Here is a 14,061-nt window from a genome sequence, read left to right on the forward strand (position 1 = left end):
GACGCCTCCCACCCGCCTGGGCGACGGCGTAGGCTGGTGCGCGGCAGAGGATGAGCACGATCACATCACCCGCACGTCTCATCCGCCCCGCGCATCGATGAAAGGGATGACGCCCCGCATGGAGCACAGGTACCTCGGCCACAGCGGTCTCAAGATCTCCGAGATCACCTACGGCAACTGGATCACCCACGGCTCGCAGGTCGAGAACGACGTCGCCACCCAGTGCGTGCACGCCGCATTGGACGCAGGCATCACCACGTTCGACACTGCCGACGTCTACGCGAACACCGTCGCCGAGCAGGTCCTCGGCGACGCACTGGCCGGTCAGCGCCGCGAGTCGCTCGAGATCTTCACCAAGGTCTACTTCCCCACCGGCCCGAAGGGCCCGAACGACACCGGCCTGTCGCGCAAGCACATCATGGAGTCCATCGACGGCTCGCTGAAGCGGCTGGGCACCGACTACGTCGACCTCTACCAGGCCCACCGCTTCGACCACGAGACTCCGCTCGAGGAGACGATGCAGGCCTTCGCCGACGTCGTCCGCCAGGGCAAGGCGCTCTACATCGGCGTCAGCGAGTGGACCGCCGAGCAGCTGCGCGCCGGCCACGCACTGGCCAAGGAGCTCGGCATCCAGCTGATCTCCAACCAGCCGCAGTACAACATGCTCTGGCGAGTCATCGAGCCCGAGGTCGTGCCGACCGCGGAGGAGCTGGGCATCAGCCAGATCGTCTGGTCGCCGATCGCCCAGGGGGTGCTCACCGGCAAGTACCGCGCCGGACAGCCCGTGCCGGAGGGGTCGCGCGCCTCGGACGTCGACGGCGGCGCCCAGTTCATCCAGAAGTACCTCGACGACGAGATCCTCGCCGCCGTGGAGAAGCTCGAGCCCGTCGCGAAGGACAACGGCCTGACCCAGGCCCAGCTCGCCGTCGCCTGGGTGCTGCAGAACCAGAATGTGGCCTCGGCGCTGGTCGGCGCCTCCCGGCCGGAGCAGATCCAGTCCAACGTCGACGCCGCCGGCGTCACCCTGGACTCTTCGACGATGGAGGCGATCGACGCCGCCGTCGGCCATCTGGCCAAGGATGACCCGGCGCTGACCGTGTCCCCGGAGACTCGGCTGACCTGATCGCCGAACAGATCACGATGTGATCACGATGCCGTCGCGACGCGCCGCGAGACGCACATCACCCACCTGACGCTCGCGCCGCGCAGATTTCCACACCGAGCCCTCTGACCTGGGATTTCGTCACCTCGTGACACTCTCAGGCGGAGGGCTCGGCGCGCTCCGGCCGCCGCCGCCGGAACAGAGTGACCAAATCGTTATGCGGATGGAGCTCACGCTCATAGACTGGGCGACGCGACCCCAGCCCCTGACGACGAGGTACCCGGCGTGAGCACCATCGACTTCCAGCCGCGAGGCACGGCGCTGGCGGCGGCCGGCGGCCTCAGCCTCGTCGTCGGCCTGGTCCTGCTCGGCCCCGCCGCAGCGGTCGCGACGACCACGGCCACGTCGACGGCGGACGGCTCCGAGAGCCCCTCGGCGTCGGAGTCCGAGTCCGCAACGTCCGAGCCCACGACGCAGGAGCCGACGCGGGACGACGCCGCGGCCGCCGACGACGAGACCGCCGCCTCCGCCGAGGAGTCCGCTCCGGCCCCCACCGAGGACCCCAGCGAGGACCCCAGCGAGAACCCCACTGAGGACCCCACCGACGAGGCCACCGACTCCGACTCTTCGGAGACGGGCGACTCCGAGACGAGCGACTCCGAGACGGACGACTCCGAGACGGGCGACTCCGAGACGCCCTCCGGGATCACGCTGTCCTGTCCCTCGACCGAGGTCATCGCCGGGGAGAGCACCACCGCGCCGATCACTGCATCCTCGAGCGTGGAGAGGCTCGAGGTCTCCAGTTCCGTCGGCACCGCCGGCGGCGAGGCGAGCATCTCCGGGACCGACCTGACATACACCGCGCCGGATCCGAGCACAGTGGACGGCACGGTCACCGAGCTCTACACGATCCTCGCCACTGCCGACGACGGCTCGACGAAGCGCTGCGAGGCCACGATCTACATCATGCCGGCCGAGTCGCAGGATGCCTCAGCCGCCCCCTCCGATCCGGAGACGACCGACGGCGCCGAGGAGACCTCGGGGGCGGAGACCAGTCCGACCGAGGATGCCGGCGCCGAGGACTTCCTCCCCGGCGCAGGGCAGGAGACGACCTCCCCCGAGGACTCCGCCTCGGGCACCGCGCCGAGCAGCGCGGCCTCCGAGGACGTTCTGGACACTTCGCTGCCCGTGCCCGGCGGCCCGCAGCCCACGACCGACGGAAGCTCGGAGCCGGACGAGGACGCCGGCGCCGCGGAGCCCGACGCGAGCCGAGACTCCGGCCAGAGCCCGGCGCCCGGCCCCGACACCGGGCAGGACGACGCTGGGCAGGACGACACCGGGCAGGACGACGCTGCACACCCTGATTCCGCCCAGCCGGGTTCCACCCAGCCCGATCCCCCGCAGAACCACGACGCCGGAGCGACTCCGGAGTCCGAGTCCGGAGGCGACGCGCAGCAGAACTCCGGCCGGACCTCCGCAGCGACTGCGGAGTCCTCGGACGCCGCCTCGTCGTCGGCGCCGCCGTCCTCCGCGGCGGGAGACGCCGATCGCGAGCCCGCCGACGGACTTGTCGCCGTGGACCGCGACTCCGACGACGGCCTGATGCTCACCAGCTCGTCGGCCGGCCCGATCGTCGCCGTGGTACTGACGGCCGTCGCCGTCGGCGCGGCCCTGCTGAGCGCACTGGGCCGACGCCGCGCCGACTGAGGCCGAGCGCCCCGCGCCACCCCGATCCGCGACCCGCGACCCGGATCAGCGCCGCCGGATCGAGCGCCAGGCCGGCGCGTCCACACTCATCGCTCCGCCGCCGGTGCAGGCCAGCACCAGCGCGATCACGGCGAACAGCACCGAGAACTCCAGCGTCCCGCCGACCAGCAGCAGCATCGGCTCGCCCTGGTCCAGCAGCGCCGACGTCGACGTCGCCTCCCGGCCCAGGACCACCGCGGCCGCGCCGCAGACCACTGTGAGCACCGCCGCGGAGAATCGCGTCAGCAGCCCGATGATCAGCAGCGCGCCGCCGATGATCTCGACGAAGGGCAGCGCCGCCCCCACCTGCTGGGCGAAGGGCAGCCCGAGATCCCCGGCGTAGTCCCGGGAGCCGTTGACCCCCAGCCAGGTGACGCGGCGCAGGCCCGACATGATGAACAGGATGCCGGCGGCGAGCCGGAGCAGGAGGAGGCCGAGGTCGGTGCTGAAGTGGTTCCGCATGCTCCTACTGTGACACCCGTCGCCCGCCCCGACGTGGTTCACCACACGGTGCGCCGCGGGCCGGCTCCGGCCACGCTCCACCAGACGATCAGACAGCCAGACGGTCAGGCGGCGACCAGCGACGTCGCCGCCGGGTCACCACCGGTGCGGGGCCGGACGGCGCGTCGACGGCAGCGCGGCCGCGGCCCGCCAGCTCCGCAGCTCTTCGGAGACGTCGACGTCCTCGGGCTGCTCGTGGCCCAGCGCGGCCAGCTCGGCCAGGATCTCCTCGCGCGAGACCGGCCCGTCCGGGCCGAGGAGCCGGGCGGCGATCTGCGCGCGGACGCAGATCTCGCCGTCGACGACCACCCGCTGCTCGAAGAACAGGCAGCGCTCGTCGAAGCCGAGCATCCGCGTGTGGACGGTGAACCGACGCATCAGCGTCACCGCCCGACGGAAGGTGATCTGCTCGGACTGCACCACCGGGGTCCAGCCGAGCGCCCGCATGCGCGACCAGACTCCGGCGCGGGCCATGAGGTCGTAGCGCCCCAGGTCGAAGAGCGAGAAGTATTGGCCGTTGTTGATGTGCAGCGCCAGGTCGACGTCGGTGGGCAGCGCGCGCAGCGTCAGCGAGCCCGGCTCCCACGGCGAGAGCGCCGGGCGCCGCCGGGCGCGCAGCAGGGTCAGCAGAGTGCGCAGGATCACATGCATGCGGCCAGTCTGCCACAGAGGCTACTCGCCGGTAGCATTCTCCTCGACCGACTCGCCCGCCGGGTGCTCAGCCTCCGGCTCGGCGGGGCGCAGCACATACCCGGCCCCGCGGACGGTGTGGATCATCCGCGGCCGGCCCGCCTCGACCTTCTTGCGAACGTAGGAGATGTAGAGCTCGACGATGTTGGCCTGCCCGGCGAACTCGTACTCCCAGACCTGCTGGAGGATCTCGGTCTTGGACAGCACCGTGCGGGCATGGCGCATCAGCAGCCGCAGCAGCCGGAACTCGGTCTCGGAGAGGTCGATGTCGTGGTCGCCGCGGCGGACCGTCCGCGCCGAGGTGTCCATCTCCAGATCGCCGACGACGAGCCGCTCCCCCTCGCGGCGGGCCGGCAGCCGCCGACTGAGCAGATGCAGCCGGCGCATGGCCTCCTCGCCGCCGGGATTGCCGAGGATGTGGTCGTCCAGCGGCGCGCAGCCGGCGAGGACCTCGGCGGTCGTGGCCTCGGCGTCGAACCAGATCAGCGCGACCAGATGCTCCTCGGCCCGCCGCAGCTCGGCCAGCAGCGTCTCCGTCCCCGGCACCCGCCGGCTCGAGCGGGCGTCGACGACGAGCAGCCGCGGCCGCTCCTGGGCGGCCAGGCTGTGCGCGACCTCCGCGCTCGGGGCATGGAGCACCTTCACGTCCAGGGCGCGCAGCCGCTGAGTCAGCTCCGACTGCGCCGGAGAGGGGCCGCCGAGCAGCAGCACGGGCGAGGAGACGTGCAGAGCCGCGGCGTCGGCGTCGTCGACCGGCTCATCGGTCACATTCACCCTCCGTCCTGACGCCCTCCGGCCGTGACTCGCATCCCGTCCGAACTGCCAACATATCGACTCCGCGGAGAGACGACCACCACCTTCGCCCGACGGGAGCTGATCGTCGGCTGGACGCCACCGTCGGACGCCGTGGACCGCCGCTCGGCTCCACCCCGATCCGGGCCGAACCGGCGGTTCAGCTGAGCAGGTGCACCAGCGAGCCGAGCAGGAAGGACGAGACCGCCAGTCCGGCGAAGCCGAACTCCACCAGGATCCCCACGCCCATCGCGCGCAGCGCCTTCAGGCTCGAGGCGCCGGCGACCCGCCAGTCGCGGTCGCGCCGGAGGTACTCCGCGGCGAACAGCCCCAGGGCGAAGCCCAGGAAGAGCCCCAGCGGCGGCAGCAGGATCATGCCGACGACGGCGGCGACGAGCCCCGTCAGCACCGGCCCGCGCGGGATCCGCTCCCGATGCAGCATCCGACCGGTCAGCACTGTGGACGCGCTCCATCCTGCCACGGCCAGCACGGCGCCGAGGAGCCCGGCAGTCCATGCCGCCGGCCCGCCGATCAGCACCGCCCAGCCGAGCAGCGTGACGATGATCAGCAGGCTGCCGGGCAGCACCGGCAGCACGATGCCGGCCATGCCGACCAGCAGCAGCACCAGCGCCGCGCCGGTGGCGATCCCCTCGCCCAGGGTCGAATCGAGCATGGCTCCCAGCCTGCCACAGCGGGCCTGTTGGCAGAACGGCTCCGGCGGCCATACTCTGCAGGTGTCGCACGGCTCCCGGGCGCGGCGTGGATCGCCGGTCAGGCGGCAGGCCGCGTCTCCCTCCTGTGGCCGACCCGTCACCGCCCCGTCACAGGCGCATGCGACACTCGTGAGCGTCAGCCGCCGGACGACGAGGTCCGGCCCGGTGCCCGCCGACGGACGTCGGCGCGCGGAGCAGTGAGGAGATCAGATGATCATCGGAGTCCCGACGGAAGTGAAGAACAACGAATTCCGCGTCGCGCTGACCCCGGCGGGCGCCGTCGACCTCATCGGGCACGGCCACGAGGTGCGGATCCAGCACGGGGCCGGGACCGCCTCCGGCTTCACCGACGAGGACTTCGCCCGCGCCGGCGCCCGCATCGTCGACTCCGCCGAGGACGTCTGGGGATCCGCCGACCTGGTGCTGAAGGTCAAGGAGCCGCAGCCCGAGGAGTTCGGCTCCCTGCGCTCGGGCCAGGTGCTCTTCACCTACCTGCATCTGGCCGCCGAGCCGGAGTGCGCCGCCGCGCTGCAGGAGCGCGGCGTCACCGCGATCGCCTACGAGACCGTCACCGGCACCCACGGCCTGCCGCTGCTGGCCCCGATGAGCGAGGTCGCCGGCCGGCTGGCCCCGCAGGTCGGCGCCTACCACCTGATGCACTCGCAGGGCGGCTCGGGGCTGCTCGTCGGCGGCGTGCCCGGGGCCCGGCCGGCGAAGGTCGTGGTCATCGGCGGCGGCAAGGCCGGCGAGCAGTCCGCCATCACCGCGATGGGCATGGGGGCCGACGTCACGGTGATCGATCTGAGCATCGACCGGCTGCGCGAGCTCTCGGCGCTCTCCGCCCGCGGGCTGACCACGCTGGCCTCGAACACGCTGACCATCACCGAGGAGGTCGCCTCCGCAGACATGGTCATCGGCTCGGTGCTCATCCCGGGGGCGACGGCGCCGAAGCTGGTCACCCGCGAGATGGCCGCGCAGATGCGCCCGGGCTCGGTGCTGGTGGACATCGCCATCGACCAGGGCGGATGCTTCGAGGGCTCGCGGGCGACGACCCACGCCGACCCCACCTTCATGCTGGGCGAGCAGATCTACTACTGCGTGGCGAACATGCCCGGGGCGGTGCCGCACACGTCGACGGCGGCGCTGGTCAACGCCACGCTGCCGCATGTCCTGCGGCTGGCCGACAAGGGCTGGCGGCAGGCGATGCGAGACGACGAGCACCTCGCCGCCGGACTCAACGTCCACGACGGCCGGCTGACCTACGCGCCGGTGGCCGCCGCGCTGGGCGAGGAGGCGGTCGCCGTCGCCGACGTGCTGGGCTGACCCGCCGCAGAGCCGCGGACCGACGGCGGGACGGCTGGAGTAGGCTGGAGCCGACGTGACCCGGCCCGCCCGTCGAAGGAAGACCCGCCCGATGACCAGCACCGACCCCGCCGCCGAGCTCCGCGCGGCCCGCGACCTCCTCGTCGACCATCAGCAGGACTGGCGGCGTGCCCGCGAGACGTTCCGCTGGCCGCGCTTCGAACACTTCAACTTCGCCCTCGACTGGTTCGACGTCGTCGCCGCCGGCGAGCGCGCCGACCAGGATGCGCTGGTGATCTCCGAGGCCGACGGCACCGTGCTGCGCCGCAGCTACGCCGAGCTCGCCCGCTCCTCGGATCGGCTGGCGAACTGGCTGACCTCGATCGGCGTCGCCCGCGGCGACCGGATGATCCTGATGCTGGGCAACCAGGTCGAGCTCTGGGAGGTCATGCTCGCCGGCATCAAGATCGGCGCGGTGCTCATCCCGACCACCACGCAGATGGGGGCGAACGATCTGCAGGACCGGGTCACCCGCGGCCGGGCCCGCTGGGCCGTGGCCGGCGCCGACGACCTGGTGAAGTTCTCCGCGGTGCGACCGGCCGAGGATTCCCTGACGATGATCCACGTCCCGGGCGTGCACACCCCCGAGACCCCGGCGCCGGAGGTCACCTCCCCCGACGGGACCCCGCGGACGGTGCATCGGATCGACGCGGCCTCCGCCGCGCCGGACGAGTTCACCCCCACGCAGGTCACCGACGCCGACGAGACCCAGCTGCTCTACTTCACCTCCGGCACCACCACGCTGCCGAAGCTGGTCGAGCACACCCATGCCTCGTATCCGGTCGGGCATCTGTCGACGCTGTACTGGATCGGCCTGCAGCCCGGCGACGTCCACCTCAACGTCGCCGGACCGGGGTGGGCCAAGCACGCCTGGTCGAATTTCTTCACCCCGTGGCTGGCCGAGGCGACGATCTTCGTGCACAACTACACCCGCTTCGACGCCGCGACGCTGATGGAGCAGATGGACGCCCACGGAGTCACCAGCTTCTGCGCCCCGCCGACGGTCTGGCGGATGCTCATCCAGGCAGATCTGACCGCGCTGCGGAATCCGCCGCGGGTGACGGTCTCGGCCGGCGAGCCGCTCAACGCCGAGGTGATCGACCAGGTCGAGCGCGCCTGGGGACGCACGGTCCGCGACGGCTACGGGCAGACCGAGACCACTCTGCAGGTGGCCAACACGCCGGGCCAGCAGCTGGTGCGCGGCTCGATGGGCCGGCCGCTGCCGGGCTTCGACGTGGTGCTCATCGACCCGACCACCGGAGCGGAGGCCGAGGAGGGCGAGCTCTGCCTGCGCGCGGCGCAGACCGGCGAGGACCGGCCGGTGGGACTGATGCGCGGATACCACGGCGACGCCGAGCGCACGGCCGAGGTATTCGCCGACGGGCTGTACCACACCGGCGACGTCGTCCGGCGCGAGGCCGACGACGTGCTGACCTATGTGGGCCGCAACGACGACGTCTTCAAGGCCAGCGACTACCGCATCTCGCCCTTCGAACTGGAGTCGGTGCTCGTCGAGCACCCCGCCGTCGCCGAGGCCGCCGTCGTCCCGGCCCCGGATCCGGTGCGCCTGGCGGTGCCCAAAGCCTGCGTGGTGCTGGCCGCCGACTGGGACTGGGACGCCGAGACGGCGACCTCGATCCTGGCCCACTGCCGCGAGCAGCTGCCGCCGTTCAAGCGCGTCCGGCGCATCGAGCGCACTGAGCTGCCCAAGACCATCTCCGGCAAGATCCGCCGCGTGGAGCTGCGCGACGTCGAGCAGGCCCGCGGCGAGGAGCAGGCCGCGGCGGAATTCCGCGAGCAGGACCTGCCGGGGCTGCGCCACTGAGCAGCCGTGTCGCCGAGCCGCGGCGCTCAGGCCCGCAGGCTCGCGCGGACCGCCCAGATCACCGCCGCGGCCAGCCCGGCGACCCCGACCCAGCTCAGCCAGCCGGTCGGCAGTCCCAGAGCCGCGGTCATGCCCCAGAGGGTCACGGCGCAGCCGGCGGCGACGAGGATCATCGTCAGCGTCCCCAACCGGTAGAGCCGCTGGACGTTCTCGCTGGTGAGCATCGTCGGGTAGTTGAAGACCCGCGGGAACCGGGAGAGCACCGCCGGGCCGACCACACATCCCGCCCAGGTCAGCGCCGCCGTCCCGGCGAGTCCGGCGTCCGGCCCGTCGCCGGCGGCCCCTCGGCCGAGGACGGCCTGCAGGATCATCAGCACCGGGACCAGACCGGCGACCACGCTGGACAGGCGCAGCGCCCGCCAGCCCGCACCGAGCGTGACCTCCGGCGCCGGCCGCTCGGCCAGCGTGCGGTACTCCTCGACGCCGTCGCGCGCGGCCATCGTGCCCCGTTAGCTTGTAGGTGCCCTCGGAGTCCAGAAGGATGAAGGGGCTGGCCGGTCCGGTCTCTGGGCATGATCGTTTGCCCCCAGTCGTAGTCATGATTCGGGGGGTGTTGTCACCCAGAGGCCGGTCACGGGTGGATCGTGGATCGCTGATAGAGGCACGACAGTCCCAACCTGCCCCGGCAGGCGGAGGGCTTGTTTCCTAACGTGGATGCCAAGCATGACCCGCCCTGCCGACCACCTCTGACGAGGTGCGGATCTGGTCAGCAGCGGTCCCGGCAACCCGGCTGGTGGCCGTGATGGTTCCACAGAGACGGGAGAGGACCATGACCTGGAACCTTCAGGATCTCGCGGTGTTCATCGGCCTGGATGTGGGCAAGTCCGAACACCACGCCACCGCCCTTGATGCACAGGGGCAGACAGTCTTCGACAAGCCGCTGCCCAACGCCGAGGCCCAGCTGGCCGAGCTGCTGACCCAGCTCACCGCAGAGCACGGCCCGGCCCTGCTGGTCGTCGATCAGCCCGCGACCATCGGCGCGCTGCCGGTCGCGGTCGCCCAGGCGGCCGACAACGTTGAGGTGGCCTATCTGCCCGGGCTGACGATGCGCCGAGCCGCGGACCTGCACCCGGGCACGGCGAAGACCGATGCCCGCGATGCCTACATCATCGCTGAGACCGCTCGGACGATGCCGGCGGCACTGAGTTCGATCGCCGCCTCGGATGAGCAGATCGCCGAGCTGGCGGTGCTGGCCGGCTTCGACGATGACCTGCGCGGCCAGATCACCGCGACCCGCAACCGGCTGCGCGGGCTGCTGACCCAGATCCACCCCGGCCTCGAACGCGCAGTCGGTACACACTTGCACCAGTCTGGGGTGCTGGACGCCCTCACCCGGTGGCCGACTCCGCAACGGCTCAAAGAGGCCGGCCGCGGGCATGTGCGCAACCGGATCGCCAAACACAACCCCCGGCTCGCCGAGACGCTGACCGAGGAGATCTTCACCGCCCTGGGAGCCCAGAGCGTGGTGGTCGCCGGCACCTCTGCCGCAGCGACGATCATCCCGGCGCTGGCCCAGCAGCTGACGAGCCTGTATGCCCAGCGGGGCGAGGTGGCTGAGCAGGTTGAGGCTCTGGTGGTCGATCACCCTCTTCACCAGGTCCTGACTTCGATGCCCGGAGTAGGAGTCAGGACCGCAGCACGGCTGCTGACCGAAGTCGTCGGCAGAGACTTCCAGACTCCGGGGCACCTGGCCTCCTACGCCGGACTGGCGCCGACGACCCGACGATCCGGCACCAGCATCCGGGGCGAGTTCGCCAACCGCGCCGGGAACAAGAGGCTGAAGTCCGCGCTGTTCACCAGCGCATTCGCCGCCCTGAACCATGGGCCCTCACGGGCCTACTACGACAAGAAGCACCGCGAGGGGAAGCGGCATGAGCAGGCGATCATCGCCCTGGCCCGCCGCCGCCTCGACACGCTCTACGCCATGCTCCGTGACGGCACGCTCTATCAAGAGCCCGAGAACCCCCGCGGCGGGGCCGAGCACGCCCTCGCGGCTTGACGAAAACCATAGAGGCACCCCACCTCAGACAGGAAGAGTCCGCAACCGGCGAAGCAGCATTGGCGTGCATGTATGTTCAATCATGATCGCATCTGTTGACATGTGATTCTAGTCACGGCACTCTAGTGTGGAACGGTTCGCCGACAGCACGTTCATCGACCCTGAGGATCGGTGAGTGCTCGCCCGGCTGGAGCAGGGGAACGGTCACTCGGCTGATGGAGGCAAATCATGGTCACGAAAACACGATGGATCCGCGGTGCCGCGCTTCTCTCGGTGGGTGCGGTCGCGCTCACTGCCTGCGGCGGAAACTCAGGCGGAGGCGAGGATGGAGATGTCACCCTGCAGTTCACCTGGTGGGGTTCGGACGTCCGTCATGAGAACACCGAGGAGATCATCGCGGCGTTCGAGGAGGAGAACCCGGGCATCACCGTCGAGGGCGAGTATGGAGCGTGGTCTGGCTACTGGGATCGGCTCGCCACTCAGGCCGCCGGCGGTGATGCTCCGGACATCATCCAGATGGACGAACAGTACATCCGCGAGTACTCGGACCGTAACGCCCTGCTCGACCTCTCCGACGTCGATACCTCGTCCTTCGCCGACGCTGCTGTGGAGGGCGGGCGCACCGACGATGGACTCGTCGCGGTGAGCCTGGGCGTAGTCTCGCTCGCCACGATGGCGAACGTGGAAGTCTTCGAAGAGGCCGGTGTCGAAGTGCCCGACGACAGCACTTGGACCTGGGAAGACTACGCCGAAGCTTCTCAGAAGGTCACCGAAGCCACAGGCAAGGACATCTATGGGGCTGGCCCGCAGGGTGAGCCAATGGGGCTGCAGATCTGGCTGCGGCAGCAGGGGGAGGAGCTCTTCACCGAGGACGGCGAACTGGCCCTGACGAAGGACAAGGCGCACGAGTACCTGGACTTCACCGGGAGGCTCCGACAGGACGGAGGGTTCCCCTCCGCAGACTACATCTCAGAGACACGCGAACTCGGACCGGACAACTCGCCGTTCGGCTCCAACGAGATGGCCATGGGAACTGCATGGGCTACCCAGCTCACCACCCTGGCAAAAGCCTCGGGCTCGGAACTGCAGCCGCTGCACTTGCCGAGCTTCGCCGGGGATTTCTCGGAGAACGGCGCGTGGATCAAGGGCTCGATGTTCCTCTCCGCCAGTGCTGAGACCGAGCATCCGGAAGCGGCGAAGAAATTCATCGAGTTCTTCGTCAACTCGAAGGAAGCCGGTGAGATCAACGGCATGGAACGTGGCCTGCCGGCCAACCTCGATGTCCGTGAGATGGTCCTGGAAGACGTGAGCGGCCCCGAGCAGAAGGCAGCTGATTTCATCGCCGAAGTCGAGCAGCAGGTCGACGACACAGTTCCGGTCCCGCCGCCGGGCTTCTCGGACTTCATGGGCATCATCACCCGTCATGAGACGGAGGTGCTCTTCGGCCGAACGACGACCGAGGAGGCGGCCGGGGAGATGGTCGAGGAACTCAAGTCCACCCTCGAGTGAGCTTCTCACTTTGCTAGACGACCAGGGACCGCGCCGGGGGCGTCGCGGCAACGGAGGTGCCGAGGCCATGACCGACGAGCCCGCCGCACCGCGTCATGAAAGGGTCAGCCGCCTCTCCCCCGCCCTTACTCGAAGTCATCACACCGACACCTAGGAGAACGCTCATGAGTTCCCCCCTCCGCCCTCCCTACCGAGTCGCCATCATCGGAACAGGAGCCATCGCGGCGGCCCACGCCACGGCATTGACCGAACTGCCAGATCAGGCGACCCTGGTGGCCGTCGTCGACGTCGACCCATCCCGAGCCGAGCAATTCGGCACCCAATTTTCGGTTCCCACGGTGTATACAGACGCAGCGGAGATGCTGGATGCCGAGGCCCTGGATCTGGTCCACATCTGCACCCCACCGCAGACTCACGGCCCAATCGCCTTGCAGGTCGTCCGCAGCGGCGTTGCAGCGCTGGTGGAGAAGCCGACGGCGCTCTCGCTTCGCGAGCTGGATGAACTCGCCGCAGCACAGGATGAGCACGGTGCCCCAGTTCTGACCGTCTTCCAGCACCGGTTCGGGGCCGCAGGAATCCGGCTGCGCCAGTTCGCCGAGGACGGGAGGCTCGGACGACCCCTGGTCGCCACCTGCAACACGCTCTGGTTCCGCGACGATGCCTACTTCGACGTCCCGTGGCGCGGCCGCTGGAACATCGAAGGTGGTGGGCCGACCATGGGCCACGGAATCCACCAGTTCGACCTGATGCTTTCGATCCTCGGCCCATGGGCAGAGGTGAGTGCCTTCGCCGCACGGCAATCACGTCCGACCGATACCGAGGACGTCTCCATCGCGCTGACGCGGTTCGAGAACGGCGCCCTGGCCACCGTCATGAACTCAGTGGTCTCCCCTCGAGAAACCTCACAGCTGCGTTTCGACTTCGAGCATGCGACGGTCGAGGTTGAGCACCTCTACGGGTATCAGGACGCTCACTGGACCTTCACCCCCGCACTCGGCCATGAGCACCTCGCTACAGCCTGGGCTGAATCACCGTCCGAGGAAGTAAGCAGCCACCGAATGCAGATCGCCGCGATCTTCGACGCATTCACCAACGGCAGCGAACCTGGGGTGTCACTCACCGATGCACGACGCACACTGGAGTTCGCCGCGGCGACCTATGCCTCGGCGTTCCGGGGCGAGACGATCTGCGCTGGCCAGTTGGTCGGGACTGACCCGTTCACGCGCAGCATGGACGGTGGCATGGTGCCGTGGAAACCCGTCAAGAACGTCGCAGTATGATCGGACCCACAGCGTGAAGGAAGTCCATGGGATTTCCCTCAACATTCCATTGCAGGGCTCGGTAAGACTGAGGGGCGCTACTGGTCGGCATCAGGGAGGAGGAGCTTGCTGTTCACGATGGCCACCACCAAGAGCATCACGGTCCCCCAAGCCCCGACAGCGCCCACCGCGGCCACAGTGGTCGTCGGCGACAGCCTCGAAGGCATCGCCAAGACCCTCGAGGCCGCCCGCGAGCTGGCCGACCTCGGTCACTACCTGGTCGGCGGGGAGGCCACAGACCATCCCGACGAAAGTCCTTTTAGTATCGACGTCGTCGACGACGCCGAAGGTGCGCTCGCCGAGGCGATCACCTCGAGCCAGAACGCCCCCGAGACAGCCCGCTCTGCCAGGAACCTGAGAATCCCCGAAGTGGGGTCGAGCATGCTCTCGCGGCTTGACGAAAACCATAGAGGCACCCCGCCCGGGTCCCTCGACGGGCCCGG

Annotated in this window: 12 protein-coding genes; 7 read left to right on the forward strand and 5 right to left on the reverse strand. The window is 69.8% G+C overall.

What is annotated here, in order from left to right; translation table 11 throughout:
* Positions 1-118: 118 nt before the first annotated feature.
* The gene (locus ABD652_RS10770) at positions 119-1,123 is read left to right on the forward strand and encodes an aldo/keto reductase family protein (protein ID WP_344721170.1); all 1,005 of its coding nucleotides are present in this window, start codon (positions 119-121) and stop codon (positions 1,121-1,123) included.
* Between the two features lie 264 nt (positions 1,124-1,387).
* Positions 1,388-2,809 (forward strand): hypothetical protein, encoded by a 1,422-nt coding sequence (locus tag ABD652_RS10775; RefSeq protein WP_344721172.1) that lies wholly within the window; start codon positions 1,388-1,390, stop codon positions 2,807-2,809.
* A 45-nt stretch (positions 2,810-2,854) separates the two neighbouring features.
* Here the strand turns inward: ABD652_RS10775 and ABD652_RS10780 are convergent, their stop codons facing one another.
* The 4 genes from ABD652_RS10780 to ABD652_RS10795 form a co-directional block, all read right to left on the reverse strand.
* On the reverse strand, positions 2,855-3,310 hold the full coding sequence (locus tag ABD652_RS10780) for a DoxX family protein (RefSeq protein ID WP_344721174.1): 456 nt from the start codon (positions 3,308-3,310) through the stop codon (positions 2,855-2,857).
* A 135-nt stretch (positions 3,311-3,445) separates the two neighbouring features.
* Positions 3,446-4,000, reverse strand: a complete 555-nt coding sequence (locus tag ABD652_RS10785) for an acyl-CoA thioesterase (protein ID WP_153144290.1) — start codon at positions 3,998-4,000, stop codon at positions 3,446-3,448.
* A gap of 21 nt (positions 4,001-4,021) precedes the next feature.
* Positions 4,022-4,807, reverse strand: coding sequence for a winged helix-turn-helix transcriptional regulator (locus ABD652_RS10790; protein WP_344721177.1), 786 nt, complete (start codon positions 4,805-4,807; stop codon positions 4,022-4,024).
* A 184-nt stretch (positions 4,808-4,991) separates the two neighbouring features.
* Complete coding sequence (locus tag ABD652_RS10795; RefSeq protein WP_344721179.1) at positions 4,992-5,504, reverse strand: DUF456 domain-containing protein; 513 nt, start codon at positions 5,502-5,504, stop codon at positions 4,992-4,994.
* Positions 5,505-5,754: 250 nt separating this feature from the next.
* Between ABD652_RS10795 and ald the strand changes: the two genes are divergently transcribed.
* Both ald and ABD652_RS10805 read left to right on the forward strand, forming a co-directional pair.
* Entirely contained in the window at positions 5,755-6,867 is a 1,113-nt protein-coding gene (ald, locus tag ABD652_RS10800; RefSeq protein ID WP_344721181.1) for an alanine dehydrogenase, read from the forward strand.
* A 91-nt stretch (positions 6,868-6,958) separates the two neighbouring features.
* The gene (locus tag ABD652_RS10805; RefSeq protein WP_344721183.1) at positions 6,959-8,731 is read left to right on the forward strand and encodes an AMP-binding protein; all 1,773 of its coding nucleotides are present in this window, start codon (positions 6,959-6,961) and stop codon (positions 8,729-8,731) included.
* 26 nt (positions 8,732-8,757) lie between these two features.
* Here the strand turns inward: ABD652_RS10805 and ABD652_RS10810 are convergent, their stop codons facing one another.
* Positions 8,758-9,231, reverse strand: a complete 474-nt coding sequence (locus tag ABD652_RS10810) for a hypothetical protein (RefSeq protein ID WP_344721185.1) — start codon at positions 9,229-9,231, stop codon at positions 8,758-8,760.
* 329 nt (positions 9,232-9,560) lie between these two features.
* Here ABD652_RS10810 and ABD652_RS10815 point away from each other — a divergent pair, with 329 nt between their 5' ends.
* The 3 genes from ABD652_RS10815 (at position 9,561) to ABD652_RS10825 (ending at position 13,579) form a co-directional block, all read left to right on the forward strand.
* Positions 9,561-10,790 carry an IS110 family RNA-guided transposase gene (locus tag ABD652_RS10815; RefSeq protein ID WP_486348162.1) on the forward strand — a complete coding sequence of 410 codons (1,230 nt, stop codon included), beginning with the start codon at positions 9,561-9,563 and terminating at the stop codon, positions 10,788-10,790.
* 228 nt (positions 10,791-11,018) lie between these two features.
* On the forward strand, positions 11,019-12,299 hold the full coding sequence (locus ABD652_RS10820; protein ID WP_344721189.1) for an ABC transporter substrate-binding protein: 1,281 nt from the start codon (positions 11,019-11,021) through the stop codon (positions 12,297-12,299).
* A 164-nt stretch (positions 12,300-12,463) separates the two neighbouring features.
* Complete coding sequence (locus ABD652_RS10825) at positions 12,464-13,579, forward strand: Gfo/Idh/MocA family protein (protein ID WP_344721191.1); 1,116 nt, start codon at positions 12,464-12,466, stop codon at positions 13,577-13,579.
* The last annotated feature ends 482 nt before the right edge of the window (positions 13,580-14,061 follow it).

The sequence above is a fragment of the Nesterenkonia halobia genome (assembly GCF_039536005.1).
Taxonomy (GTDB): domain Bacteria; phylum Actinomycetota; class Actinomycetes; order Actinomycetales; family Micrococcaceae; genus Nesterenkonia; species Nesterenkonia halobia.

Bases quoted from the DNA above. Each gene is read 5' to 3' on its own strand.
- ABD652_RS10795 (WP_344721179.1), bottom strand. From the start codon at position 5,504: ATGCTCGATTCGACCCTGGGCGAGGGGATCGCCACCGGCGCGGCGCTG.
- ABD652_RS10805 (WP_344721183.1), top strand. From the start codon at position 6,959: ATGACCAGCACCGACCCCGCCGCCGAGCTCCGCGCGGCCCGCGACCTC.
- ABD652_RS10820 (WP_344721189.1), top strand. From the start codon at position 11,019: ATGGTCACGAAAACACGATGGATCCGCGGTGCCGCGCTTCTCTCGGTG.
- ABD652_RS10770 (WP_344721170.1), top strand. From the start codon at position 119: ATGGAGCACAGGTACCTCGGCCACAGCGGTCTCAAGATCTCCGAGATC.
- ABD652_RS10780 (WP_344721174.1), bottom strand. From the start codon at position 3,310: ATGCGGAACCACTTCAGCACCGACCTCGGCCTCCTCCTGCTCCGGCTC.
- ABD652_RS10825 (WP_344721191.1), top strand. From the start codon at position 12,464: ATGAGTTCCCCCCTCCGCCCTCCCTACCGAGTCGCCATCATCGGAACA.
- ABD652_RS10815 (WP_486348162.1), top strand. From the start codon at position 9,561: ATGACCTGGAACCTTCAGGATCTCGCGGTGTTCATCGGCCTGGATGTG.
- ald (WP_344721181.1), top strand. From the start codon at position 5,755: ATGATCATCGGAGTCCCGACGGAAGTGAAGAACAACGAATTCCGCGTC.
- ABD652_RS10785 (WP_153144290.1), bottom strand. From the start codon at position 4,000: ATGCATGTGATCCTGCGCACTCTGCTGACCCTGCTGCGCGCCCGGCGG.
- ABD652_RS10810 (WP_344721185.1), bottom strand. From the start codon at position 9,231: ATGGCCGCGCGCGACGGCGTCGAGGAGTACCGCACGCTGGCCGAGCGG.